The organism is Cellulomonas sp. HD19AZ1, from assembly GCF_004535805.1.
GTDB lineage: Bacteria > Actinomycetota > Actinomycetes > Actinomycetales > Cellulomonadaceae > Cellulomonas > Cellulomonas iranensis.
In genome coordinates this window covers 239,648-264,405 of the sequence record NZ_SPHX01000003.1, presented here as the reverse complement: position 1 = coordinate 264,405, position 24,758 = coordinate 239,648, and the positions used below count along the sequence as shown (strand labels likewise).

The window sequence follows — 24,758 nt, the reverse complement described above, 5'->3', positions numbered from 1 at the left end:
CACCACCACCACCCGCGGTCGAGTGCGGGGTTCGGCCGGTTCTCGGCACCGGGTAGCGGCAGAGCTCCGCGTTCGAGGGGGTGACGGCGGTGGGTCCGGTGGGTCCGGTGGTCGGTCAGGTGAGCCAGGTGCGGACCGCGTCGACGACGGGCGGGTCGGCGGGGGCGTGCCCGCCGGGGACCGTGACGAGCGTGACCGGCCCGGCGAGCGCCGCGAGGTGCTCGGTCAGCTCGGCGGGGCTGCCGTAGGGGTCGCTCGCGCCGCTCACCGCGAGCACGGGGACGGTGACGCGCGGCAGGTGCGCGACGCGCAGCGTCTCGGGCTTCGCGGGCGGGTGCAGCGGGTACGACAGCAGCAGCAGGCCCGCGACCGGCAGCCCGTCGGCGACCGCGACCGAGCACATGCGTCCCCCGAACGAACGACCGCCGACCATGAGCCGGTCGGTGCCGACGCCCAGGTCGGCCGCGAACGCCGTGGTCTCCTCGACGATCCGGGCCGGGGCGGCCTTCGCGCCGCGCGGCACGTCGACGCGCCGCACCGGGACCCCCACGGCGGTGAGGGCCGCGTCGAGCGCGACGAGCGTCGCGTGGTCCCGCGTCGCGCTCGCGCCCGGCGTCAGGAGCACGCCCGCGACCTCCGCCGGACCCGGTCCGTCCCGCAGCACCCGCACGTCCGCCATCCCCGCATCCTCCCGCACCCGACCGCACCGCACCGTGGCACGGACGTCGCCGTCGCGCTCCCGTGCACGCGCGACGCGGTCGGACGTCGCGCGTGCACGGACGGACCGTGCGGTGCGCCGGTGGTGCTCGATCGCTCTCTCGCGCGGGTGCTCAGGTCTGCCTGCGCGCCGGTAGGAGGTGCTGGATCGCTCTCTCGCGGGCGGGTGGTGGTGCGGCGGGTGGGTCAGGGGGTGGCGAGGAGGTCGCGGACCAGGGCCGGGACGGCCTCGTCGATGGGGGCGCGGACGACCTCGTCGGCGAGGTGGTCGTACGGGGTCGGCTCGGCGTTGACGACCACCAGGCGTGCGCCCGCGTCGACCGCGAGCGGGGCCAGGCCCGCGACGGGGTGCACCGTCAGCGTCGTGCCGATCGCGACGAACGTGTGCGCGTCGGTCGTGGCTGCGACGGCACGGGCCAGCGCGTCGTCGGGCAGCAGCTCGCCGAAGTACACGACGTCGGGCTTGAGCACGCCGCCGCACGCCGTGCACGCCGGGTCCGGCTCCGCGGCCAGCCGGTCGAGCACGTCGCGCGTCGGGACGCCCGCGCCGCAGCGCAGGCACGACGTCGTCGCGAGCGACCCGTGCAGCTCGACGACCGACGCGGGGTCGGCGCCCGCGACCTGGTGCAGGCCGTCGAAGTTCTGCGTGAGCGTCGCGATCAGCACCCCCGCGCGCTCGAGCTCGACGAGCGCGCGGTGCGCCGGGGTGGGTCGCGCGTGCCACACCGGGTGCCCGGCCCACGTGCGCCAGCCGCGTGCGCGGACGCCCGCGTCGCGCACGTACCGGTCGATCTCGAGCAGCTCGGCCGCGGCCGGGTCCCGCGTCCACACGCCCTGCGGCCCGCGGAAGTCGGGCACGCCCGACGACGTCGAGATCCCCGCGCCGGTCAGCACGGTGACGGTCGGTGCGTGGTGGTGGTGCGGCACGGTTCTCCCGGGGTCGGCGGCTGCCGTCGAGCGTAGGCGCCGTCGGCGCGCGGTCAGGCCGCGTCGAGCGCGGCGACCACGCGGTCGACGTCGTCGGAGTCGTTCCAGACGTGGAACGCGAGCCGGACGCCGCCGCCGCGCCCCGCGACCCGCAGGCCGGCGGCGTCGAGGCGTGCGCGGACGGAGCCGTCGTCGTCGGCCAGGGACACGATCGCGGAGCCGGCCGGGTCCAGCCCCAGCCGGCCGCGCAGGTCGTCCGCGAGCCCGACGTCGTGCGCGTGCACCGCGGCGACGTCGACGCGCGCGAACGCGTCGAGCGCGGGTGCGGCGCCGACCCAGCTCAGCCACGCGGGCGACGTGTCGAACCGGCGTCCGTCGGAGGCCAGGCGCATGTCGGTGCCGTAGACCGACGCCCACGGGTCGTCGCCCGCGTACCAGTTGGCCGCGAGCGGGCGCAGCCGCGCGGCCGCGGCGGGCGTCGTCGTCGCGAACGCCGTGCCGCGCGGCGCGCACAGCCACTTGTACGCCGAGCACACCGTGACGTCCGCGTGGTCCGCCGGTGCGGGGACGAGCGGCAGCCAGCCGGCCGCCTGCGTGACGTCGACGAGGCTGACCGCACCGACCCGCGCGGCCGCGGCGCGCACGGCCCCGACGTCGGCGACGCGCCCGTCGCGCGACTGCACGAGCGACGTCGCGACGACGTCGCAGCCGTCGGCGGCCGCCTCGGCCAGGTGCCCGACCGGCACCGCCCGCACGGTCACCCCGCGGTCGGCGTGCGCGAGGAACGGGTACGTGACCGACGTGAAGTCGTCCTCCGCGACGACGACCCGACCACCGTCCGGCACCGCCGCCGCGACGAGCCCGACCAGCGGCGACGTCTGCGCGCCGATCGCGACGCGCGTGACGTCGACGCCCGCGACGCGTGCGTACGCGGCGCGTGACGCGGCGACCGACACGTCGTAGGTGGCGGGGGTCGCCTCGCCCGCGGTCCACGCGTCGAGGGCCGAGCGCAGCGCGTCGGCGGTCGCCGTGAGCGGCAGGCCCGACGTCGCGGCGTCGATGTGCCCGGGGACGCGCCGGAACATCGCCCGCAGGTCGGCCAGCGGCAGGGTGCCCGGACGCGGGGCGGCGGGGGTGACGGTCGTCATGCGTCCACCCTCACGGAGCCGATGACATCACACAACGGCTAGTCATGACGGCCCTGCATCACCGACAGTTATGGTTCGGCCATGTCGCCCACCCGCCACCACGGCGCACGCGGCCGCACCCGGGCGTCCGCGGACGACCGGGACGTCCGGGCGCCCGGCACGCCAGCGCCCGTCGTCGTCACCGCCGACGGCGAGCCGCCCCCGGTCGCCGACGTCCCCCGGACGTTCCCCGCGCACGCGCTCGACGTGGCCGCGCTGCGCATGGTCCAGGCCGTCGCCGAGCACGGCACGCTCACGGCCGCGGCCGCCGCGCTCGGCGTTAGCCAGCCCGCCGTGTCGCAGCACCTGCGCCGCCTCGAGCGCCGCCTCGGCACCGCGGTGCTCGACCGCAGCGGACGGTCCGTGCGGCTCACGGAGGCGGGGCGGGTGCTGGCCCGCCACGGGGCGACCGTGTCCGCCGCGCTGCACGCCGCATCGGCCGAGGTCGCCGCGCTCACCGGGCTGCGCGCGGGCGTCGTGCGGCTCGTCGCGTTCCCGTCCGCGTGCGCGACGCTCGTGCCGCGCGCGCTCGCGGACCTGCGCGTGCGCCACCCGGGGCTGTCCGTCACGCTCGTCGAGGCCGAGCCGCCCGAGTCCGTCGCGCTGCTCGCCGCGGGCGAGGCCGACGTGGTGCTCACGTTCGCCTACGACGACCTGGCCCGGACGGTACGCGGCACGGACGACGCCGAGCGCCCGGCGGACGACGTGGCGACGGCGGCCCCGGACCCGCGCCTCGTGCACCGCCGGCTGCTCACCGACCCGACGCTCGTCGCGCTCCCGGCCGGCCACCCGGCCGCGACCGTCGACGGTCTCGCGCTCGGCGACCTCGCCGCCGACACGTGGATCGCGGGGTGCCCGCGCTGCCGGCGGCACCTGCTGACGTCCGGGCGGGCGGTCGGGTTCGAGCCGCGCGTCGCGTACGCGACGGACGACTACCCGGCGGTCCTCGGCCTGGTCGCCGCCGGTCTCGGCGTCGCCGTGCTGCCGGGACTCGTGCGCGCGACCGCCGCGGGCGTGCCGGGTGTCGTCCTGCGCCCCGTCGACGGGACGTCGGCACGCCAGGTCGACGCGGTCACGACGCGCGACCTGCTGCGCGTCCCCGCCGTCGTGGCGACCCTCGACGCCCTGACGTCGGCGGCCGCCCCCGCCTGACGGGCGCGCGACCCCCGGGTGGGTAGCGTGAGGGGGTGGACGTGAGCGGACGGCCCGAGGCCGGGGACGGCGCGCGCGGCCGCGTCGTCATGCAGGTGCGGTGGTCGGACGTCGACCTGTTCGGGCACGTCAACAACGCGGCGTTCCTGCGGTACCTCGACGACGCGCGGTTCACGCTCTTCCCGCGCATGGGCGTCGACGAGGCCGGCGCCATGACCGCGTCGCTGCTGGTGGTCGTCAAGCACGAGATCGACTACGTCGCACCCATCCGGTTCCGGCTCGCGCCCGTCGTCGTCGAGGTGTGGGTGCCGCGCCTGGGTCGGTCGTCGGTCGACTTCGCGTACGAGGTGCTCGACGGCGACGGCCCCGACGCGGGCGTCGCGCTGCGCGCGCGCTCGCGGATGGTGCAGCTCGACCGCGCGACGCACACGCCGCGTCCCTTCACCGACGAGGAGCGCGCGACGTTCGCCGCGTTCCCCGGGCCCTCCCCGGAGCTGCGCGGCTGGTGACCGCTCGCACCCGGTGACCGCTCCGACCCGGTGACGGCCGGACGCCCGTCGCGGTTGTCCGGGATCGTCCGGACCCGCGCCGGTCGGGTGCGCCGCCGCCCGTGACGCGGCGAGCATCGCCGACGGGGCGAGCGGCGTGCCCGCGGCCCCGCGGACGACGCGCGACCCCCGCGCGCGCCGGAGACCGGGAGGACCCATGGGACGCATCACGCGCGTGGCGGGCGCGGCGGCGGTGCTGGCGCTGCTCGCCGCCGGCTGCACGGCGGCCGACGAGCCGGACACGGACACGACCATCACCGACGCGGCGACGCCCGAGCCGGGCCCCGGCTCGCTGACCATCCGCTGGCTCGCGTACACCGGGTCGGGCGAGGGGGCGGTCGGCGAGACCGAGCTGACGCGCCGCCCGCACGACGACGGCGACTTCCGCGTCGAGTTCTCCGAGAACGAGGTCGGCGGCATCGGGCCCGCCGCGCAGGCCGGCGCGTGGAACGCGGCGATCGTCTCGACGCTGCTGCTGGGGCTTCCGCTGAGCGGCGAGTTCCGGTTCGAGACGAGCGGGCGCGTCGACGGCCCGAGCGCGGGCGCCCTGACGACGGCCGGGCTCATCGCGCTGCAGCGCGGCGACACGTTCCTCGACGACGTCACGATGACCGGCACGATCAACCCGACCGGCACGATCGGCCCGGTCGGCGGCATCCCCGAGAAGGTGCAGGCCGCGGCCGACGAGGGCTTCACGACCGTCCTCGTGCCGCTGGGGCAGCGCAACTCGCCGAACCAGGCCGGCGAGGTCGTCGACGTCGTCCGGCTCGGCGACCGCGAGGGCGTCGAGGTCATCGAGGTCGGCGACGTCTACGAGGCGTACGGGCACCTCACCGGCGAGCCGCTCGAGGCGCCGCGCCTGGGCGGCGACCCGCGGCTGTCGAACCAGTCGTACGACAAGGTCTCGGCGCAGGTCGAGGCGACGCTCGCGCGCTACGACACCGCGTTCCGCCGGTTCGAGGCGCTGCCCGCGGAGATCCGCACGACGCTCGCGTCGTCCGGCCTGCTCGACGCGGCCGCGACCGCGTCGGTCGACGCGAGGGACCTCGCGCAGCAGGGCCAGCAGGCCGGGGCGTTCCTCGAGGCGCAGCAGGCCGCGATGCTCGTCGAGACGCTCGTCGGCGCCGGGGAGTGGATGAACCCGCTGTTCACGCAGGGCCTGCCGGGTCTCGAGCTGCTGTTCCGCGACGCGCTCGACCTGGGCCCGACGAGCGCACGCGTGACGTCGTTCCTCGACCAGCTCTCGACGTACTCGCCGCGCACCGTCGCGGACGTCGAGGGCCTCGTGCAGGGGTACGCGGGCACGTTCGACGCGTACTCGCTCATGGTGTTCGCCCACCAGATGATCGCGAGCATCAAGGCGCGGTCCGACGCGGGCGGCTACGCGTCGCTCGAGCAGCTCTTCACCGACCTGTCCGGGCCGCTGCTGTACGCGCGGCTCAGCGAGGCGATGCTGACGTCGACGCAGGCGACGTTCGAGCTCGGCCGCGACAACCCGGGCACGCCCGTGCACGAGGACGTCGACCTGGGGGCGGTCGGCGACTTCTTCCGTCGCGGCGCCGACGCCAACCACACGGCCTTCCGCGAGATCGTCGTCGCGCCGCTCGCGCAGCAGCACGGCCTGAGCGAGGAGGACGTGCTCGCGCGGCTGAGCGGCGCCGACATGGCGGTCGCGTACGCGACCGTCGAGCGCAGCCTGCTGCCGGTGATCACCGACTACATCGGCGAGGGCAAGCCGAACGCCGACTACGCGGCCCTCGCCTACGGCGTCACCAACTACGTGCGCAACGCGGGCCTCATCGACAAGTACTACAACAACGCCGACCTGGGCCCGGGCTTCGAGATCACGGGGGTGCGGTGGCAGGCGGCGCTCAACCGCGCGCTCGACCTGGGCCGGCAGCAGCTCGGCGCCGAGGTCGACGCGCTGCGGGCGCACGACGTCGACCCGGTGCTCGGCGTCGGGTCGTACGAGGCTGCCGGGGTCATGCGCAACGGCACGGACTCCGAGCGGTTCAGCGCCGTGAACCAGTACGCCTCGGGCTTCGTGACGGCGCGGATGATCTCCTACCTCACCGGCCGCGACCTCGCCGAGGCCGCCGGCTGAGCCGGGGGCCGACGTTCAGGCCGGGTCCGCCGCGAGCGAGTCGTCGTGCGCGGGCCCGGCCGGCAGGCCCAGGGCGGCGAGCCCGGCGGCCGCACGCGTGGCCTCGTGCGCGTACCGCAGCGTGGCGGCCAGGTCGGCGGCCGTCCGGTAGCCGGCCCCCGCGAGGTCCGCGCGCCCCAGCGCGCGGTGCGTGTCCGCGAGGTTGTTGAGCACGGACACCTCGAGGTGCGGGTCGCCGATGCGGCGGCCCTGCGCGAGCGCCTCCCGGTGGTGGTCCGCGGCCGCGTCGTGGTCGCCCGTCGCGTCGAGCGCGATGCCGACGTTGGTCAGCGCGTACGCGACGACCCGGTCGTCGCCGCACGCACGGCCGATCGCCAGGGCCTCCCGTGCGGTGGCCAGGCCGTCGACGGCGTGCCCGAGCGCGAGCAGCACGTCCGACAGGTTCACCAGCGCGTTGCCCTGGCCCTCGCGGTCGCCCGCCGACGCGCTCTCGGCGGCGGCGCGGCGGTGCTCGGCCGCGGCCTCGTCGAGCCGGTCGAGGCGGCGCAGCACGATCGCCAGGTTGTCGCGCGCACGCCCGGCGTCGCGGACCCGCCCGCCGGCCACGAGACCGTCGAGCAGCTCACGCAGCAGCGCCGCGGCCTCGTCGTACCGCCCGGTCTGGGCCGCGACGATCGCGAGCGCCTGCGTGCACTCCTCGGCCTGCTCCCGCACGCCGTGCCGCTCGAACCCGCGGCGCGCGGCCGTGAGGAGCGCCGTCGCGTCGTCCCACTCGGCGCGCCACACGCTGAGCCGCCCGAGCGCGAGCGTCGCGCGCAGCACGCCGACCTCGTCGCCCGCCGCACGCGCGACGTCCCGTGCCCGGGTGTGCAGGAGGCGCGCGGTGTCCCACCGCGAGTACTGGTTGAGCGCCCACCCGAGCGCCTCCGACAGCTCGACGACCTGCTCGGCGTCCGGCCGGGTCGCGGGGTCGACGAGCAGCAGCACGTCGGCCGTGAGCCGGTCGAGCCACCCGCGGGCCTCGCGCGCGTCGACCTCGGGCCAGCCGGACCGGGTGCGGCTCGTGAGGCGCACGCGCTCGCCGCCGAGCGCGTGGTGCACGGCCCACGCGCGCTGCACCCACAGCTCGCGCAGCCGCGCGAGCGCCTCGACGCGCTCCGACGGCGGGTCCTCGTCGGCGCCGACACCCGCCGCGTACGCGCGCACGAGGTCGTGCAGCGCGACGCCGTCCGCGTCGCGGTGGACCAGGTGCACGGCCTCGAGGCGTGCGACGTCGCGCTCGGCGCCGCCCGTCGTCGTGCCCGTGAGCACCGCGACCTCGCGCGCCGACAGCGTGCGGCACGGCTGCGCGGCCAGCAGGCGCAGGGTGCGCGCGGTACGTGGCTCGAGGTCGAGGTAGCTGAGGTGGAACGCCGCGTGCACGGCCTCCTCGACGCGCGCCGTGCCGAGACGTTCCGTGACCCGGTCGGCGTGGTCGGCCAGCGACCACGACGGCGTCCCCGCGACGTGCCGGGCCGTCAGCTCGAGCGCCAGCGGCAGCCCGCCCAGCGCGTCGACGAGACGCCCCGCGGCGGCCGGCTCCGCGTCGACCCGCTGCGGGCCGACGACGGCCCGCAGCAGGTCGAGCGCCGCGTCGGCGGCGAGCGGCCGCACCGTGACGCGCTCGTGCGGCAGCGCCGCGGGCAGGCGCAGCCGGCGCCGCGACGTCACGACCACGCGCATCCCCGGGACCTGGGCGAGCACGGTCACGTGCTCGGCCGCGGGCACGTCGTCGAGCACGAGGAGCACGGTCCGCCCCGCGAGGTGCCCCGCGAGCGCGGTGCGCGCCGCGGCGACGTCGGCCGCCGCGGGCAGCCGCACGTCGAGGTGCCGCGCGACGGCCGCGACCACCGCCGTCGGCCCGGCCGGGCGGCGCGACGGCGACGACCCGTGCACGTCGAGGTGCAGCGCGCGCTCCGCGACCCCGGCCGCCACGAGGTCGTGCGCGACGGCGCGCGCGAGCGTCGACTTGCCGACGCCCGCCATGCCCTCGACCAGCACGACCGGCACGTCGCGCTCGACGACCGCGCGCCGCGCGACCTCGCGCTCGCGCGCCCGCCCCACCAGGAGCGCCGGTCCGCCGACTGCGAGCCCCTCGCCGTGCGCGGCCTCGGTCCAGCGGGCCGGTGCACCGGCCAGACCGGCCGCGGCGAGCCACGCGGATGTCTCCTCGGCGCCCAGCCCGAGCGCCGCGAGCACGTCGCGGACCAGTGCGACGTCGACGCGGGCGCGTCCCGGTCGGAAGCAGTCGTACACGGTGCTGCGGGCGGGGGCGGCGCCGGGCTCGCCGCGCGCGGCCCGCACCTGCCCGACGCGCGCCGCGATCACGGCGTACGACGGCGACCCCGCCTGCGCGCGCAGCGCGACCAGGCGTGCGGCGACGTCGTCGAGCCCCGCGTCCTGCGCCATGCCGCCCCTCCCACCGTGCGACCAGGCCCTCGACCCTAGCGACGGACCGCGCACCGGCGCGGGCGGGTCCACCCGGGACCGCGCGGGACGCACCGGAACGGCCGCGGGGGTGTCCCCCGGGTGGGTGATCTGGGTAGGTTCCTCCCCGTGCCCGAGCAGCCCCCGGCCGTGCCCACCGTCACCCCCGCGTCCGGCGCCGTCGCCGTCGTGCCCGAGGACGCCGAGCACGCCTCCGCCGGACCGGCCGGCGTCGCCCTCGCGGCACTCGCGCTCGCCGCGGTCGTGGCCGCGTGGGTCGGCCTGACGCACCTGGGCGGGCTCGTCCCGGGCGTCGTCGGGCGCGTCGCCGCCGACGGCCCGCAGGCGCGTGCGCTCGCGTTCTGGGCGCTCGCGTGGGGTGCGCTGCTGCCGTGGGTCGCGACGCTCCTCGTCGCGCACGACGGCCGCACGCCGCGGTGGCGGGGCTCGCGCGGGTGGGCGCGCGCCGGTGTGCCGCTCGTGCTCGTGCCCGTCGCGGCCGCGCACGTCGTGCTGGCGCTCGCGACGCTCGGGCCCCGCGGGACGTCGCCCGAGGAGTCGGTCGCGCAGGTCGCGCTGCTGCTGCCCGCGCACCTGCCCGCGTACGACGTGTGGGTCGGGGCGACGTGCGGCGCGTTCACCGGTCTCATCGGCCTGGTGCTCGGCGTGGCGGCCGCCGCGGGCGCCCTCGACGCGCGCGCGGGGCTGCTGCCGCGCGCGGTGTGGTGGTCGTGGCTCGTGGGCTGGCCGGCGCTGCTCGTGGGCGTCGCGCTCGTGGTCCGCTGACGCCGGACGGCGTCGGGCCGCGCGGCGTCCGGCCGCGCACGACGCCGGGGCGGGACGTCTCCGCTCAGTCCGCGGCGTCGAGCCGGGCGGCGACGTCCGCCGGGAAGCCGCCGGTCGCCAGCGGGCCCCACCGCTCGGGCGTGATCCGCAGCAGGCTCTTGCCCTGCAGGCGCATCGCGGCGCGGTACTCGTCCCAGTCGGGGTGCTCGCCCGCGATGCACCGGTAGTAGTCGACCAGCGCGTCCTCCGCCTCCGGCATGTGCAGCACCTCCGCGCTGCCGTCGACCTGCACCCACGGGCCGTCCCACTCGTCCGACAGCACGCACACCGACACGCGGGGGTCGCGCTCGGCGTTGCGGGTCTTGGCGCGGCCCGGGTACGTCGAGACGACGAGCCGCCCGGCGTCGTCGACGCCGCCGCTCACGGGGGAGACCTGCGGGCGCCCGTCGGCGCGGGTCGTCACCAGCAGCATGCGGTGCCGGGGACGGACGAAGTCGAGCAGCGTGGTGAGGTCGACGGGCGTGGCGGTCGCGACGGTGCGGGGCATGCCGCGACCCTACGTCGCGCGCGCCGTCGCCACCCGGCCGCCGTGCGGGCCGCTCAGCCCAGGCCCAGCAGCCCGCGCCACGTCCGGTAGTGCTGCACCGCGATGCCCTCGAAGCCGGGCGTGCCCCGCAGCGCCTGCGCGGCCAGCGCCGTCTCGCGCGCGAGCGCCTGCGCGCCGTCGTCGCCGAACGTCCACTGCGCGCCGCCCGCGACGGCCGGCGTGTCCGTCTCGACGCCCACCGTGAACGGCAGCCCCGCGCGCACGGCCGCGGCCACGGCGTCGGCGGACAGCGCGAGGATCCCGTCGTCGCCCTGCGCGTGGTCGACGAACGCGACGACGTCGACGCGGTCGGCGCGCGCCATCGCGGCGTCCGCCACCGACCCGTCGCCCCACGGCTCCCACGCGAGCCAGTAGGGCACGTCGACGCCCAGGCCCACGCCGGGCGGCAGCTCGGCGCGCACCGCGTCGAGCAGCGCGAGCCAGCGCGTCACGGACCCGGCGCGGTCGGTGCCCCACGCGGGCAGCGTCCACGGCTCGACGTTGAGCTGCACGTGCGTCACCGCGCGGTCGTGCGTCGCCGCGCGCATCCACTGCACCGCGAGCTGCGGCTGGTCGAGCCACGGCGGGTCGCCACCGAGCACGCCCACCGACGCGCCCTCGGCGCGCACGGCGTCGACCGCGGCCGTGAGCCACGGCGCGACGGGGCCCTCGTCGGACGCCCACGGCGCCGACAGGTGCACGGTCGTCAGGCCGTGCTCGCGGACGAACGCCGCGAGCTGCGCGGGCTCGGCGGGCGCGTAGCCGGTGCCCCGGGGGTCGACCGCGCGGTCCACGGGGTTGTCCCACACCCACATCGTGCTGGTCACGGGCGGCGGGGGCGGGGTGGCCGTCGCGACGTCCTGCGCGAACGCGAGGGACAGGCCCGCGAGCGGCAGCGTCGTCAGCGCCACGACCGCGGCCGCGCGCCGCAGGTGGTCGCGCGCCGTGCGCGCGGGGGCTCCCGCGGCGGTCTCCGCGGCGGTGCGTGCGGTCGTGCGTGCTGCGGCCATGCGACGTCCCCCCGGAGGTCGGTCGCGACCCGTGAGTGGCGTGCGTCACGGATCGCTGTGCGACCCCGATCGTCACCCGCCGGGGCGACCCGTGCGAGGGGAGCGGAGCAGGTTCCCCCGGACGGCCGCGGACGGGCCGGGACGTTCCGGGCCAACCCCGCGGTCAGGCCTCGCCCGGGAGTGCGCGACGTACGACCAGACGGGTCCACGACCCGAGGTACAGCCGGTCGCCGTCCTGCAGCTCGTGGCGCTGACCTGCGGGGATGGGTACCTCGGGGAGCGGCTCGCCGACGCGCGCGACGTACGTGCCGTTCGACGACTGCAGGTCCTCGACCCACCAGCGCTGCCCGTCGGTGTTGAGCTGGCAGTGCCGCCGCGAGACGCCCGAGTCGGCGCCCGCGTCGACCTGCGGCCGGATGTTCCGCGACGCCGACGGCCGCCCCACGAGCACGCTGCGCTCGCGCAGCGGCACGAGCACGGGCAGCCCGACCGACGGCATGGGGTCCTCGGCCTGCTGCGCGGCGTACCAGTCGGGGTCGACCCACAGCTCGGCGACCCACGCGTCGTCGCCCGGGGTCGGGGGCGCGAGCGGCGGGTCGGCGGGTGCGGTCTGCTGCGCACCGGGCGCTCCCGGCGCACCGGGCGCGGCCGTCGCGGCCGGCGATGCTGCGGGCTCGCCGGCCGGGTCCGCCGCGTCGACGCCGGGTACGGCCGGGGGAGCGGCCGGCGGCGTGACGCCGGGCGGCGGGGTCAGCGGGGTCGGGCCGGTCCCGGTGCCGGCCGCGGGGGCCGGGGCGGGGGCCGGTGCGCCGAGGTCCAGCGACGACGTCGGCGCCGCGGCCGCCGGGGCCACGGGCGTCGCGCCGGTCGTGAAGTCGTAGCCGCAGTTCTCGCAGAACAGCGCACCCGACGCCGCGGGGGACCCGCAGTGCGGGCACGTCGACGGGCCCGCCGCAGCCGGTGCGGGCGTCGCCGCCGCGGGCGCGGCCGACGCGATCGGCGTGCCGCACACGTCGCAGTAGTCGGTGGCCTCGCTCGTGTGCCCCTGCGGGCAGGTCACGGCGCTCACCGCCGCACCCGCGTGGTCTTCGTCGAGGCGGTGTCCAGGGCCATCTCGTCCAGGCGCGACGCGCCCCGCTTGAGCCTCACGGTGCCGTGCTCCTCGTCCTCGATGTCGACCACGCGTCGCAGCTTGCTCGTGGCCTCCTCGTTGCCGGTCTCGGCCGCGAGCTGCACGGCCCGCCCGAGCTTGACGGTCGCGGTCGCCTCGTCGCCCGCGGCCTTGGCGGCCAGACCCTCCTGGATCGCGTCGGCGAGCTCGGCCTGGCCCGTGTAGTGCGCGACCTCGGGGCTGATGCGGGCGGTCAGCGACGCGTCGTCCGACCACGCGGCCTTGACCAGCCCGGACGCGAGCACCTCGTCGCCGACCGCGATCTGCACGCGGGCCGCGAGCTGCTCGTTGCCGACCGTGCGCGACGGCACGCGCACCGCCACGTGGTAGTCGCGCGACTCGTCCGCCCACGCGCCCGTCGGGTAGGCGCCGACCAGCGGCGTGATGTCGGTGCGCCGGGCCGTGAGGTCCTCGACCGTCGGCGCGACCTGCCGCACGAACAGCACCTGCCCGCCCTGCGGCGTCCACACCCGCAGCTGCGCGTCGGCCACGCCGCGCGCGAGCGACGCCGCGAGCAGCGCCCGGAAGTCGTCCGCGATGTCCGCCGGGTCGGCGATGAGCTCGACCGTGCCGAGCAGCGCGGTGGAGATCTCGCGCAGCTCGTCGACCTGCCAGTGCTGGCCGACGCCGCGCGCGTCGCACTGGAACCGGCCCGTGACGTCGCGGATCGCGGCCGTGAGCTGCTCGCGCGGCTCGGACTCGTTCTTGCCGTCGGTCAGCAGGATCGCGTGCCGCTGGGTGGCCGCCGGCTGGGTCGCGAAGATCTGGTCCGCGAGGCGCAGCCACGTGCTCATCGCGGTGCCGCCGGTCGCCTTGAGCGCCGCCACCGCGCGCTTGGCCTCGGCGCGCGCGCCGGGCTCCATCTGCACGATCGCGACGCGCGCGTTCGGGTACGGGAACACGCGCTGCGCGACGTGGCTGCCGCTGACGATCGCGAACCACGTCCCGTCGGGGATGTGGTCGAGCGCGACCTGCGCGGCGTGCTTCGCGGCCTCGAGGGTCGGACCCGTCATGGAACCCGACGTGTCGATCATGACGACCTCGGCGACGCCGCCGTCGGCGGTGACCGCCCCGCCCACGCCCTCGGCGGTGACGGTGACGATCGCGTGCACGTCCGTGCCGCCGTCGGGCAGGAACTCGTTCTGGAAGACCTCGGCGCGGAACGTGGCCACGGTGCTGGCTCCTCGGGGGTGGCGAAGCGGGCGGGACGGGGTCGGCGGCTGGTCAGGCGGTCGGCGGGGCGGCGGTGCGGGGTCCTCCCGCGAGGCTACCGGCCGGTCGACGGCGCACGGTCGGGACGGTGCCGGGGTCGTCCTCGGCCGTCGTGCCGGGCGCGACGTCGGTGCCCGCGGGGCCGGCGACGCGCGCGAGCGCGACGGTCACGTTGTCGTGCCCGCCGCGCGCGTTGGCCCAGCCGACCAGGTCGCGCGCGACGGCCACGGGGTCGGGCCCGAGCCGGTCGACGGCGTCCCGGACCAGCCCGGCGACGACGTCGGGAGCCGACCCGTAGTTCCACAGGCCGTCGGAGCACGCGAGCACCCAGCCCGGCCCCGCGGGCCGGGTCGCGACGGTCCGGGCCGTCGCGTCCTCGGCGTCCGCCCCGAGCCAGCGCGTGATCGCGTGCGCGTCGCGCGAGCGCTCGGCCTGCTCGCGCGTCATGCCGCCGGCCACGAGCTCGGCCGCGAGGGAGTCGTCCTCGGTGAGCTGCTCGGCCGGCCCCGCGTCGGGCAGCCAGTACACGCGCGAGTCGCCCAGCCACGCCGCGACCAGCAGCGTCGGGCCGGCGAACGCGGCGACGAACGTGCACGACGGCGGGTCCTCGCGCGACGCCGCGTCGTCGACGGCCGCGCGCACCGCGGCGTCGGCCGCGTGCCCCGCCGCCACGAGCAGCCGCGACCACGCACCCGCGTCGGGCGCGGGCGCCTCGACCGCGCCGAGACCGCCCACGAGCAGGTCGCGCGCGGCCTGCGCGGCCGCGCGGCTCGCGCGGTCGGAGTCCGGGGCGGACGCGACGCCGTCGCACACCACGAGCACCGCGACGTCGCCCGCCGTGCCGAGCGCGAGCGCGTCCTCGTTGCGGCGGCGTCGCACGCCGACGTCGCTCACGCCGCCGACGTCCTCGGACGCACGCCGCTCGACGTGGTCGCGCTCGCGCGGTGCGCGGGCGCCGCACTCGAGGCAGTACCCGTCGGGGGCGATCTCGCCGCCGCACGCGGGGCACGGGGTGGGCTCGGCGTCCGCCGCGTCGGGGGCGCCGTCGCGTGCTCCCTGCGGCGCCGCGGCGCCGGCCACGGTCGCGTCCGGGTCGCCCGGGTCGCCGTGCTCGCCCGGGGTGGCAGGGGCGGCGGGCCTGGCGACGCCTGCGGCTGCGTCCGCCGGGCCCGTCGACGGCGCGGCCGTCCCGTCGGGCGTCGTGCTCGCGCCCGCGGGTGCGAGCACCGCGCCGCACGCCTCGCAGAACCGTGCCCCCGGGCCCGCGGCCTCGCCGCACGCCGGGCACACGGCGGCGTCGGGAGCCCCGGCCGTCACCACGCCGTCCACCGCCGCACCCGGTTCGCGCGGTCCACGAGCGCGACGCGCTCCGCCCGGTCCGCGGTGAGCTCGGCCTGCTCGCGGTACGCGCCCTCGAGCGCGGTGCGCAGGTGCGGCTCGGTGGCCTCGGCGCCGTCGAACGTCGCGCCGCGCGTCGTGCGCCCGCTCGTGACGAGCTCGAGCGCCGTGCTCAGCACGTCGACGCGCAGCGCCGCGCGGTCGGCCGGCGCGAGCGTGACCGAGCGCACCGAGTCGAGCGCCGCCGACAGCGCGCGCAGGTCCTGGCGCGACCGCGCCAGCACGCGGGCGCGCAGCAGCCGTGCCTGCGGGTAGGACGAGCGCGTCGGCGTCACGAGGTCGAGCGCGGCGAGCGCGCCGTCCACGTCGTCCGCGGCGCGGCGCAGGCGCGCGAGCCCGAACGCGGCCGGCGCCGTGTAGTTCGCGTCCGCGTACGCGCACGTCGCGTACAGCTGCTCGGCGACGAACGGCTCGTCGGACAGCTCGCACGCCGCCGCGAGCGCGAGCTTGGGCGCGAGCTCGCCCGGCACCTGCCCGTACACCGCGTTGAACGACGCGCGGGCCGCGACCGCGTCGCCCGCCGCGAGCTGCGCGAGGCCCTGCGTCCACACCGCGCGCCACTCCCACGGGTCGTCCGCGAGGATCGCGTCCACCGCGGACGCCGCGACCTCGGGCCGCCCGGCCTCGATCGCCGTCGTGGCGCGCAGCAGCCGCACCTCGACGCTCTCGTCGGGGGCCGACGCGAGCGCGACGAGCCGCTGCTCGGGGTCGGCCACGTTGACGCCCGCGAGCCACCCGGCCATCGGGTCGTCGGGGTCGACCCGCAGCGCGGGCAGCTCGTGCCACGCGAGCGGCCGCTCGACCTGGTCGGTCGTGGGCGGCTCGAACAGCACCGACGCCGCGCTGGTCAGCGGCGGGTCGCCCGCGCCGCGGTCGGCGGCGACCACCTCGCGCAGCACGCCGAGCACCTGCGCGCGCATCTCGTCGACCGTGCCGAACCGGTCTGACGGGTCCGGTGCGCACGCCTTGGCGAGCAGCCGGTAGAACGAGTCGTACCGCTGGAACACCGGCGTCTGCTCGACGGGCGGCAGCGCCGCGACGTACGTCGTGGTGTTGCCGCGGAAGTCGAGCACGAGCGTCGCGAGCGTGCGGCCGATCGTGTAGACGTCGGACGCGACCGAGGGACCGTCCTGCGCGACCTCGGGCGCCTGGTAGCCGACCGTGCCGTAGATCGCGGACTCGTCGTCGTCGACGCGGCGCACGCCGCCGAGGTCGATGAGCTTGAGCGCGTCGCCCGCCTGGATGACGTTGTCGGGCTTGAAGTCGCAGTACAGCAGGCCCACGTCGTGCAGGTACCCGAACGCGGGCAGCACCTCGAGGACGAACGCGAGCGCCTGGTCGACGGGCAGCGGGTCGACCGTGCCGGTCGCGTCCCGCCGGTCGGTGAGCAGCTGCTTGAGCGACCGCCCGCCGACGTACTCCATGACGGTGTACCCGTCGCCGTCGTGCTCGACGAAGTTGTAGATCTCGACGATCAGCGGGTGCTCGACCCGCGCGAGGAACTGCCGCTCGGCGATGGCCGCGGCGACGGCGTCCTCGTCGCCCGTGTTGAGCAGACCCTTGAGCACGACCCACCGGCCCGACACGTTGCGGTCGCGCGCGAGGTAGATCCAGCCCATGCCGCCGTGCGCGAGGCACCCGACGACCTCGTACTGCCCCCCGACGAGCGTGCCGGGCGTCAGCCGCGGGTCGAAGTCGAAGCGCGCGCCGCACTTGGGGCAGAAGCCCTGCGTGCGCGCGGGCACGCCCTCGCGGCCGCGGCCCACGGGCTCGCCGCACGACGCGCAGAACCGCTTGCGCTCCGGCACCTGCGGGTCGGCCATGACGGCCTGCAGCGGGTCGGCCACGGGGGCGGGCGGCACGCTCGTGAGCCCCGCGCCGAGGCGCGCGCGGCGCAGGCGGGTCGAGGTCGTGCCGAGCCGGCGCGTCGTGCGCGAGCCGGTCGCCGCGGTGCGCGCCGAGCCGAGCGCGGCCGACGCGAGGCGCGTCGAGCTGGTGCGGCCCGTGCGGGTCGAGCGCTCGGCGTCCGGGTCGCCGCCGGCCGCGCCGGGCGTAGGGACGCCGCCCGCGATGCCGGTGCCGAGCATGGCCGAGGGCGTGCGCGCGGCCGCGGTGCGACCGGTCGCCCCGGCGCCGGCGGCGGGGGAGGCGGCGGCGGCCGGGGGCGTGGTCGTGCCGGTGCTCGTCGACGCGGCGCCCGCGGGCGCGGGCGAGCCGCACACGTCGCACCAGCCGTCCTCGTAGCTGCCGGTGCACCCGGGTTCGCGGCACGCGGTGGCGCTGGTCATCGGGGTCCTCCCTGTCCGCCCGGCAGCGGCCGGGCCAGGTGCTCGTACTGCTCGACGAGGGCGCGGGCGAGGGCGACGTCGCACGGCGTCGCGTCGACCGCGGCGCGCGCCTCGTCGTGCGCGGCCCGCACGGTCGGGGACGCGTCGCGGCCGTTGCCGGCGGCGAGCGTCGTGGCCTGGCCGACGCGGTAGCGCAGCTCGGCGCGCTCGCGCAGCGGCTCGCTGTACGCGTCCTGCGCGGCGTCGAGCGCGCGACGCACGGCGTCGAGGCGCGCGACGTACGCGTCGAGCCCTGCGCGGTCCTCGGGGACCGGGCCCAGGCGCGAGACGTCGGGCACGGCGTTGCGCGGCGGGTCGACGACCTCGCGGCGGCACCGCTCGGCGAGCTCGTGCAGCGCGGGCTCGCGCGCCTCGAGCGCCGCGGCGGTGGTGTGCGCGTCGACGCGCGCGCGGGCCAGCGAGCGGCGCTGCGACACCGCGACCATGAGGTCGCGCTCGGCGCGCGCCGCCTGCGTCTCGAGCTCCGCGAGCGGCCCGGTGACGTCGCCGCCGCGCGCGGCCTGCTCCGACAGCCGCTGCTCGCGCGTCCGCAGGCCCGCGACCCGCTCGTGCGCCGCGGCGTCCGTCCCCGCGAGGTCCTCGGCGCGCACGAGCGACGCCCGCACGCCGCGCAGCCGCGCGACGACGTCCGCCGTGTCGGGGTCGAACGCGAGGCGCGTGCGCAGCGCCGACACCATCGCGTCGCACAGCGTCAGCGCCTCCGGCAGCGACACCGGTGCGGCGCCCGCACGCGTGTCGACGCGCCCCCACACGAGCTGCGACATGCGCTCGCGCTCGACCTCGGTCACGCGCCCCGAGTCCCACACGGCCAGCAGCTCGTCGGCGCGCGTGCGCACCGACTGCCACACCGTGAGCGCGAGCACCACGTCGGGCGTGTACCGCTGCGCGTCGGCCGTGGCCTGCGCCGCGGCGTCCAGCGCGTCGAGGCGCGACCGGCGGTCGTCGAGCCACGTGAGCAGCCCGTCGAGGTACGTCATGAGGTCGCGCGCGGGGATCGCCTCGCCCAGGCGCCCGGGCGCGACCGGCGCGACGACGTCCCCGCTGGCCATCACGCTCACGAGCGCCCGTAGACGGACGCGGGCGGCGCCGGCGCGGGGCCGAGCGCCTCACCGAGCCACCGGTCGTACAGCGCGGCCCAGCGGCCGTCGGCCTTCATCGCGTCGAGCACGCCGTTGACGTACCGCACGAGGTCGACCTGGTCGGCCGCGACGCCCAGGCCGTACGGCTCGGCGCTGAACGCGTCGCCGACGACCTTGGCGTACGGGTCCTGCGCGACGAACCCCGCGAGCACCGTGTCGTCGCCCGTGATCGCGTCGACCCGGCCCTGCTGGAACAGCGCCAGGCACGCCGAGTGCGTGCGGGCCCCGACGGCCTCGACGTCGTAGTCGGCCAGCCGGTCGAGCGTCGTCGTGCCCTCGGGCGCGCATACCCGCTGCCCGGCGAGGTCCGCCATGCCCGTCGCGTCGGACTCGGTGCTGACGAGCACCTTCTGCCCGGCCTGCAGGTACTCCGCCGAGAACGCGATCTGCTGCCAGCGGTCGCAGTTCATGGTGAACGCGCGCGCCACGAGGTCGACCTCGTGGTCCTCGAGCACGCCGATGCGGTCGCCCGCGGTGATGACGCGGAACCGCACGGCGTCGGGGTCGCCCAGCAGCGCCGCGGCCACCTGCCGCGCGACGTCGACGTCGAAGCCCTCGATCGTGCCGGTGAACGGGTTGCGGGCGCCCATGCGCAGCGTGTCGGCGGACACGCCGACCAGGAGGTAGCCGCGGTCGCGGATCGCGGCCATGGTCGACCCGTCCGGGACCGAGCCGTCGCCCGGGGCGTACGAGGTCGTCGCGTCGTCGCACGTCACGGCCTGCGGCGCGGGCGACGCGGGCGGCGGCGCGGACGCCGTGCCGGACGCGGACACCGTCGCGCTGGTCGTGGGCGTGCAGCCCACGAGCGTGGCCGCGAGCACCGCGACGACCGCCGCGGCGCGCGCGAGCCGGGTTCGGCGGCGCGCGACCGCCGCGTGCTGCGTGGTGCGTGCGCTCACCGGTACTCCTCCCGTCGGGGCCGCAGCCCGGTCCACGCCAGCACCGCACCGGCGCCGCCGACGGCCAGGAGCGCCCAGCCGAGCCACGCGCCCGCGGGCCGCAGCCCGTCGGCGACCTGCTGCCCGCCCGCGTCGACCGCGGCCGCGAGCGCACCCGACAGCGCGTCGAACAGCGCGGGCGGTGCACCCGGGTCGTCGCTCGTGACGAACGCGACCGCGCCGTCCCAGTCGCCGTCGTCGTCGCGCTGCCGGACCTCGTCGTGCGCCGCGACCCACGCGTCGAGCCGGTCCACGAGCGAGCCGTCCAGGCGCACGCCGTCGCGCTCGAGCGCGGTGCGCGCGTCGGCGACGTTCGCACGGAACGTCTCCTCGTACGACGCGCCCGAGCCGCGGCGGATCAGCGTGAACGCCTCCTGCGAGCGGGCGTCGTTGACCAGCGCGAACGCCTGCGACGTCTGCACGGTCGCGCGGTACGCGTCGTCGCGCACCTGCGCGGCCCGTGCCCCCGCCCCACCGAGGACGGCGCCGCCGACCGCGCCGACCAGCACGACCGCGACGGTCGCCGCGACGAGCCCGACGTTGAACGTGCGGCGCGTGCGACGCGCGACCCACACCTGCACGAGCGCCAGCACGACGAGCGCGAGCACGGCCACCGCGACGACCATCGGCGCCGCGAACCGGGCCGTCGCGATCTCGTCGTCCACCTGCTGCTGCTCGGCGGCGACGAGCGCGTCGAGCGCCGGCACGACGTCGTCGCGCAGCACGGCCGACGCCTCCTCGAGGTACGCCGACGCGACCGGGAAGCCCTGCCGGTTGTTCGCCCGCGCCTGCTCGACCAGCCCGGTGTACCGCGTGAGGTCCGCGCTCACGGCAGCCAGGCCGTCGGCCCCGTCGGGGCCCGTCGCGGCGAGCGACGTCAGCGCCTGCGCGCCCGCGTCGACGGCCGCGTCGTACCGCGTGCGCAGCTCGACCGGCTCGAGGCCGCCCACGAGGAACGCGGTCGTCGCGGCGGCGTCCGCGGCGACCAGCTGGTTGCGCGCGTCCTGCAGGCCGACGAGCTGTGCGGCCGCGTCGCGCGCGTCCTCCACCGCGAGCGACTGCGAGGACACGGCCAGCACCCCGAACAGCCCGGTCAGCGCGGTGACGACGGCCGCCAGCGCACCCCACACGCGCAGCCCGCGCGGGGTCGAGCCCCAGCCGCTCGTGGGGTGCGGGGGCGGTGCGGTGGCGGGCGCGGTCGGGGCGGATGGCGCCGCGGGGGACGCGGTCGTGGTCACGCGGGCTCCTCGGTGGGCTCGGAGTCGGTGCGGGGGGTGGTGCCGAGGGTGGATCGGCCCGGGTCGGCGTCCGGGACGGGCAGGTCGGGCGCGACGTCCTCGACGTCGGTCGCGAGGTCCTCGGGCAGGAGCGTGCGCAGCTGCTCGACGGTCGGCTCGGCGACGTCCCGCAGCCGCCACGCGTGCCGCAGCACCGCGCGGTCGAGCAGGTTGCGCGCGTACCGGCCGTTGCCGAAGCCCTCGTGCCGCGGCTGCGCGGCGACGATCTCCTCGAGCAGGTCGAGGCACGCGGGCGACGGCTCGAAGTCGGCACGGCGCGCGGCGAGCGCGAAGATCTCGCGCAGCTGGGCGTCGGTGTAGTCGTCGAACGTGACGGTCGTCGCGAACCGCGACTCCAGGCCCGGGTTCGTCGCGAGGAACCGCGCCATCGGCAGCGGGTAGCCCGCGACGATGACGACGAGCTCGTCGCGGTGGTCCTCCATGTCCTTGACCAGCGTGTTGACGGCCTCGGTGCCGTACTGGTCGTCGGCCAGCGCGTACGCCTCGTCGATGAACAGCACGCCGCCGATCGCGCGCTGCACGACCTCGGTGGTCTTCGCGGCGGTCTGGCCGAGGTACCCGGCGACGAGCTCGGAGCGGTCGACCTCGACGAGGTGCCCCTGCGCGAGCAGCCCGAGCGCGCGGTACAGCCCGGCGACCAGGCGCGCGACGGTCGTCTTGCCGGTGCCCGGGTTGCCGACGAACACGAGGTGCCGCGTGAGCGACGGCGTCGTCAGGCCCGCGTCGGCGCGCAGCCGCTCGACGCGCAGCAGCTGCGCCTGCTGCCGGATCTCGCGCTTGACGCGGTCCAGGCCGACGAGCGCGTCGAGCTCCGCGAGCAGCTCGTCGAACGTCTTCGCGGGCGGCGCGCCGCCCGCGTCGTCAGGCCTGGTCGCCTCGCCGACCGCGACCGCGGCCCCGGCCCCCGCCGCCCCGCCCACCTGGCCGGCCCCACCCCCGTGGGCGTGAGAGGTCGATCCAGCACCCCCGCCGGGTCCGGTCGCCCCACCCCCTGGGGCGTGAGAGGTCGATCCAGCACCCGCCCCGGGTGGCGCGCCCGCCGGGTCGGCCACCGCGACGCCCGCGGCCGCGCGCTGCACCGCGGCGGTCACCGAGGCCGCGGCGACGACGCCGAGCGCGGGCGCGCCGAGGTCGCACGCGGCGGACGTGACGTGCGCGAGCGCGTCGGCGTACGCCCCGGCGTGCGGGGACCGTGCCGTGGTCAGCGACGTGAGCAGGTCGGTCGGCGCGTGCCGCCACCGGCGTGCCGACCCGGCCGCCGCGAAGAACGCCGTGAGGTTGTCGCCGCCGCGGCCCGTCGCGGCGAGCCACGCGGGTGCGGCGCCGGGTGCGGACTCGGCGACCGCGGCGGCCAGGCGCTCGCCCTCGTCGCGCACCGCAGCCGTGTCGAGGCCGGCGGCGGAGCCGGCCGCGACCAGCGCGTCCAGGGCCTCGGCCACCGTGCCGGTCGCCGGCGCGGTCACGACGCCCCCGCCCCGGGCACGTCGAGCGACGACTGCCCGAACTTCTCGGCGAGGAACTCGCCGTGCGCCACGAGCGCCTGCGCGTCGGCGCGGTACACCGCGTCGGAGATCTTCTCGAGCGTGACCGCGAGCAGGTCGAGCTGGTCGCACAGCACCATGAGCGACGTCCGCCCGCGCGACACCACGCGTCGGTCCGCGAAGTCGCGCGGCAGCCGCAGGTACCCGTCGACGGCCTCGGGCAGGTAGCTCGTCGCGGTCGCGACGACCGTGTACGCCTGCCGGTCGCCGACGCCGAACCGGTCGAGCCGCGGCACCATGTCCTCGACCGTGCCGGTGATGCGGTGCACGCGCGCGGTGACCGCGGCGGGCACGCGGCCCTCGATGCGCGCCTCGACGTCGCGCACGGCCGTCGCGATCTGCTCGGCCGTCGGCACGGGGTCCTCCTCGACGACGACGGCCGGGCGCGCGCGCCCGAGCAGGCGCGCCACGAGGTCGCCCAGCGCGCTCATCGCCCGACCCCCGTCCCGCTCGTCGTGCTCATCCGTCCGCCCGCCGCCGTGACCGCTGCCGTGACCGTCGCCGGGCTCGCCCCCGTGCGCGCTCGTGCCGTCAGCGCAGGCCCAGGTCGAGCGAGCCGCTCGACGCGTCCGTGCCGTCCGAGCGCGACACCCGGTCCAGGTACTGCTTGGCCTTGGCGGTCTCGGTCTCCAGCACACCGACGGTCTGCGCCATCGAGTCCAGCGCCTGCACCTTGAACGTGTCGATCGAGTCCATCGCGGCGAACACGTCGGCGAACGACTGCTGCAGCTGCGGCAGCCCGATCGTCGCGCTCGCGGCCTGCTGCTGGATCGTCACCGACTGCTCGCGCAGCATCTTCGACGTCGACGCGATCATGTTCGACGTCGTGGTGTTGAGCGCCGAGATCTGGTCGAGCACGAGCTTCTGGTTGTTGAGGGCCTGCGCGACCAGCACCGCGGTGCGCAGGGCCGCGACGGTCGTGGTCGTCGCGCGGTCGACGCCCTTGATGAGCTCGACGTTGTTCTTGATGATGATGTCGATCGCGAGGTAGCCCTGGATCGACACCGCGAGCTGCGTGAGCAGGTCCTGGTGCTTCTGCCGCACGTAGAACAGCACGTCCTCGCGCAGCGCCCGCGCACGCTCGGGGTCGGTCGCCTCGGCCTGCGCGATCTTCGCGGAGAGCTGCGCGTCGAGCGCGCTCGCGACGTAGATGTACTGGTTGAGCCGGCCCATGGTGTCCCACAGGTGCTGCTTCTCGAGGTTGAGCGCCGCGTTGTCCTTGCGCAGCTCGTCCTGCCCCCGGTACAGCGCCTTGACGATCGCGTCGATCTGCTTCTGCGAGCTCTCGTAGCGGCGGAAGTAGTCGGTCAGCGAGTCGCCGAACGGCAGGAACCCGAGCAGCTTGCGCCCGACCGTCTTCTCCGACGGGTCGAGGTCCTCGACCGTGCGGCGCAGGTCCATGAGCGACTTGCCGACCTGCGACGTGCCCGACACGCCGCCCTCGCGCAGCTCGCGCACCGGCACCTGCAGCAGCCGGTTCGACGTGTCCGCCGCCTGGCGGATGTCGGTGTCGCCCATGAGGCGCACGTCGTCGCCCTTGGCGGCGAACTCCGGCGAGCCCGCCTGCACGGCGTCCAGGCCCGCGAGGTAGGCCGCGACCTTCGCGTCCAGGCCCGGCAGCGCGGCCGGGTCGACGCGCGGCGCCATCGCGGGCGCGTCGGTCGCCGCGACGGGCGCGACGGGTGCCGGCGCCTCGAGCGCGAACGCGGCCGCGGGGGCGGGCGGCTGCAGGGGGCTGGGCTCGCTCATGCTGGTCCTCCGGGAGCGCGGGCTGCGCGGCGCCGCCTGACGTGACGGTCCAGGTCAACGTACCGGACGGGGGTCCGGCGAGAACGAGAACGTCCGGGTGCTGAGGGCGGTTCCCCACCTTCAGCCACAGGCGCGCCACCGGGTCTGCGGCCGCCCCGACGTAAGGGACGCGCGCCCGCAGAAGCACGTCGTGTTGCTGCGGGAGGCCGAGGGTCGACCTCGAGGGCAGTCTCGTCGCCAGGTCGCTTGGTCGGCCGATGGTCTGGCCGCACCCGTTGGCGTGGTGCAGGCAACCCAGCTGTTGCGCTCACCGCGATGGCTGGCCCGGGTGGTCGTTGCGTGCGCGTCACCGGCGTCCTGTGCGGGCCGGTGACGGCGCTACCCGGCTTCGGGCTGCGCCGTCGTCAACGCCGCAGGACGCCCCGTCCCCCGCCTGAGGCCGGAAAGGTCAGTACCGCGCCCCCGGCGATCCCGGTCAATG

20 protein-coding genes are annotated in these 24,758 nt (G+C 77.3%); 4 read left to right on the top strand and 16 right to left on the bottom strand.

Features of this window, described 5'->3' with window-relative positions; all coding sequences use genetic code 11:
• Window positions 1-115: 115 nt before the first annotated feature.
• The 3 genes from E4A51_RS07360 to E4A51_RS07350 form a co-directional block, all read right to left on the bottom strand.
• A complete protein-coding gene (locus E4A51_RS07360) occupies window positions 116-679 on the bottom strand; it encodes an alpha/beta family hydrolase (protein ID WP_134851320.1) in 564 nt (187 codons plus the stop codon).
• A gap of 224 nt (window positions 680-903) precedes the next feature.
• Window positions 904-1,644, bottom strand: coding sequence for a Sir2 family NAD-dependent protein deacetylase (locus E4A51_RS07355; protein WP_070319494.1), 741 nt, complete (start codon window positions 1,642-1,644; stop codon window positions 904-906).
• Window positions 1,645-1,697: 53 nt separating this feature from the next.
• The gene (locus E4A51_RS07350) at window positions 1,698-2,792 is read right to left on the bottom strand and encodes an aminotransferase class V-fold PLP-dependent enzyme (RefSeq protein WP_070319493.1); all 1,095 of its coding nucleotides are present in this window, start codon (window positions 2,790-2,792) and stop codon (window positions 1,698-1,700) included.
• 81 nt (window positions 2,793-2,873) lie between these two features.
• Here E4A51_RS07350 and E4A51_RS07345 point away from each other — a divergent pair, with 81 nt between their 5' ends.
• The 3 genes from E4A51_RS07345 to E4A51_RS07335 all read left to right on the top strand — a co-directional run bounded on the left by E4A51_RS07345 (window position 2,874) and on the right by E4A51_RS07335 (window position 6,635).
• Window positions 2,874-3,983, top strand: coding sequence for a LysR family transcriptional regulator (locus tag E4A51_RS07345; protein ID WP_233421103.1), 1,110 nt, complete (start codon window positions 2,874-2,876; stop codon window positions 3,981-3,983).
• A gap of 41 nt (window positions 3,984-4,024) precedes the next feature.
• Window positions 4,025-4,492 (top strand): thioesterase family protein, encoded by a 468-nt coding sequence (locus tag E4A51_RS07340; protein WP_233421102.1) that lies wholly within the window; start codon window positions 4,025-4,027, stop codon window positions 4,490-4,492.
• A 196-nt stretch (window positions 4,493-4,688) separates the two neighbouring features.
• On the top strand, window positions 4,689-6,635 hold the full coding sequence (locus tag E4A51_RS07335) for a S16 family serine protease (RefSeq protein ID WP_052748315.1): 1,947 nt from the start codon (window positions 4,689-4,691) through the stop codon (window positions 6,633-6,635).
• Window positions 6,636-6,650: 15 nt separating this feature from the next.
• Here E4A51_RS07335 and E4A51_RS07330 read toward each other — a convergent pair whose 3' ends face one another.
• Complete coding sequence (locus tag E4A51_RS07330) at window positions 6,651-9,083, bottom strand: tetratricopeptide repeat protein (RefSeq protein ID WP_134851319.1); 2,433 nt, start codon at window positions 9,081-9,083, stop codon at window positions 6,651-6,653.
• A gap of 147 nt (window positions 9,084-9,230) precedes the next feature.
• On the opposite strand from E4A51_RS07330, the gene E4A51_RS07325 reads away from it, so the two are divergent.
• The gene (locus E4A51_RS07325) at window positions 9,231-9,887 is read left to right on the top strand and encodes a hypothetical protein (RefSeq protein WP_134851318.1); all 657 of its coding nucleotides are present in this window, start codon (window positions 9,231-9,233) and stop codon (window positions 9,885-9,887) included.
• 64 nt (window positions 9,888-9,951) lie between these two features.
• On the opposite strand, the gene E4A51_RS07320 is transcribed toward E4A51_RS07325, so the two are convergent.
• From E4A51_RS07320 to E4A51_RS07265, 12 genes are all read right to left on the bottom strand, one after another.
• The gene (locus E4A51_RS07320) at window positions 9,952-10,434 is read right to left on the bottom strand and encodes a PPOX class F420-dependent oxidoreductase (protein ID WP_046529290.1); all 483 of its coding nucleotides are present in this window, start codon (window positions 10,432-10,434) and stop codon (window positions 9,952-9,954) included.
• 53 nt (window positions 10,435-10,487) lie between these two features.
• On the bottom strand, window positions 10,488-11,483 hold the full coding sequence (locus tag E4A51_RS07315) for a hypothetical protein (RefSeq protein ID WP_240696412.1): 996 nt from the start codon (window positions 11,481-11,483) through the stop codon (window positions 10,488-10,490).
• A 163-nt stretch (window positions 11,484-11,646) separates the two neighbouring features.
• Window positions 11,647-12,552 carry an FHA domain-containing protein gene (locus E4A51_RS07310; RefSeq protein WP_070319489.1) on the bottom strand — a complete coding sequence of 302 codons (906 nt, stop codon included), beginning with the start codon at window positions 12,550-12,552 and terminating at the stop codon, window positions 11,647-11,649.
• Window positions 12,549-13,826: a VWA domain-containing protein gene (locus E4A51_RS07305; protein ID WP_070319488.1), complete on the bottom strand. Its 1,278-nt coding sequence runs from the start codon at window positions 13,824-13,826 to the stop codon at window positions 12,549-12,551. Before E4A51_RS07305 ends, E4A51_RS07310 begins: the two co-directional genes overlap by 4 nt.
• Before the next feature lie 52 nt (window positions 13,827-13,878).
• On the bottom strand, window positions 13,879-15,195 hold the full coding sequence (locus E4A51_RS07300; protein ID WP_134851317.1) for a PP2C family serine/threonine-protein phosphatase: 1,317 nt from the start codon (window positions 15,193-15,195) through the stop codon (window positions 13,879-13,881).
• A complete protein-coding gene (locus E4A51_RS07295) occupies window positions 15,180-17,552 on the bottom strand; it encodes a serine/threonine-protein kinase (protein ID WP_134851316.1) in 2,373 nt (790 codons plus the stop codon). The genes E4A51_RS07300 and E4A51_RS07295 overlap by 16 nt, the downstream gene beginning before the upstream one ends.
• Window positions 17,549-18,661, bottom strand: coding sequence for a hypothetical protein (locus E4A51_RS07290; protein ID WP_134851315.1), 1,113 nt, complete (start codon window positions 18,659-18,661; stop codon window positions 17,549-17,551). Before E4A51_RS07290 ends, E4A51_RS07295 begins: the two co-directional genes overlap by 4 nt.
• Window positions 18,662-18,666: 5 nt before the next feature.
• A complete protein-coding gene (locus E4A51_RS07285) occupies window positions 18,667-19,650 on the bottom strand; it encodes a glutamate ABC transporter substrate-binding protein (protein ID WP_070319485.1) in 984 nt (327 codons plus the stop codon).
• Entirely contained in the window at window positions 19,647-20,927 is a 1,281-nt protein-coding gene (locus E4A51_RS07280) for a hypothetical protein (RefSeq protein WP_134851314.1), read from the bottom strand. Before E4A51_RS07280 ends, E4A51_RS07285 begins: the two co-directional genes overlap by 4 nt.
• Complete coding sequence (locus E4A51_RS18915) at window positions 20,924-22,450, bottom strand: AAA family ATPase (RefSeq protein WP_134851313.1); 1,527 nt, start codon at window positions 22,448-22,450, stop codon at window positions 20,924-20,926. The genes E4A51_RS07280 and E4A51_RS18915 overlap by 4 nt, the downstream gene beginning before the upstream one ends.
• Complete coding sequence (locus E4A51_RS07270; protein WP_062102881.1) at window positions 22,447-22,959, bottom strand: hypothetical protein; 513 nt, start codon at window positions 22,957-22,959, stop codon at window positions 22,447-22,449. Before E4A51_RS07270 ends, E4A51_RS18915 begins: the two co-directional genes overlap by 4 nt.
• Window positions 22,960-23,059: 100 nt before the next feature.
• Window positions 23,060-24,277 carry a toxic anion resistance protein gene (locus E4A51_RS07265; protein ID WP_070320243.1) on the bottom strand — a complete coding sequence of 406 codons (1,218 nt, stop codon included), beginning with the start codon at window positions 24,275-24,277 and terminating at the stop codon, window positions 23,060-23,062.
• Between the last annotated feature and the right edge of the window lie 481 nt (window positions 24,278-24,758).

Coding starts and splice junctions, on each gene's coding strand:
- E4A51_RS07290 (WP_134851315.1), bottom strand. CDS start 18,661: ATGGCCAGCGGGGACGTCGTCGCGCCGGTCGCGCCCGGGCGCCTGGGC.
- E4A51_RS07330 (WP_134851319.1), bottom strand. CDS start 9,083: ATGGCGCAGGACGCGGGGCTCGACGACGTCGCCGCACGCCTGGTCGCG.
- E4A51_RS07295 (WP_134851316.1), bottom strand. CDS start 17,552: ATGACCAGCGCCACCGCGTGCCGCGAACCCGGGTGCACCGGCAGCTAC.
- E4A51_RS07270 (WP_062102881.1), bottom strand. CDS start 22,959: ATGAGCGCGCTGGGCGACCTCGTGGCGCGCCTGCTCGGGCGCGCGCGC.
- E4A51_RS07350 (WP_070319493.1), bottom strand. CDS start 2,792: ATGACGACCGTCACCCCCGCCGCCCCGCGTCCGGGCACCCTGCCGCTG.
- E4A51_RS07345 (WP_233421103.1), top strand. CDS start 2,874: ATGTCGCCCACCCGCCACCACGGCGCACGCGGCCGCACCCGGGCGTCC.
- E4A51_RS07360 (WP_134851320.1), bottom strand. CDS start 679: ATGGCGGACGTGCGGGTGCTGCGGGACGGACCGGGTCCGGCGGAGGTC.
- E4A51_RS07335 (WP_052748315.1), top strand. CDS start 4,689: ATGGGACGCATCACGCGCGTGGCGGGCGCGGCGGCGGTGCTGGCGCTG.
- E4A51_RS07320 (WP_046529290.1), bottom strand. CDS start 10,434: ATGCCCCGCACCGTCGCGACCGCCACGCCCGTCGACCTCACCACGCTG.
- E4A51_RS07265 (WP_070320243.1), bottom strand. CDS start 24,277: ATGAGCGAGCCCAGCCCCCTGCAGCCGCCCGCCCCCGCGGCCGCGTTC.
- E4A51_RS07315 (WP_240696412.1), bottom strand. CDS start 11,483: ATGGCCGCAGCACGCACGACCGCACGCACCGCCGCGGAGACCGCCGCG.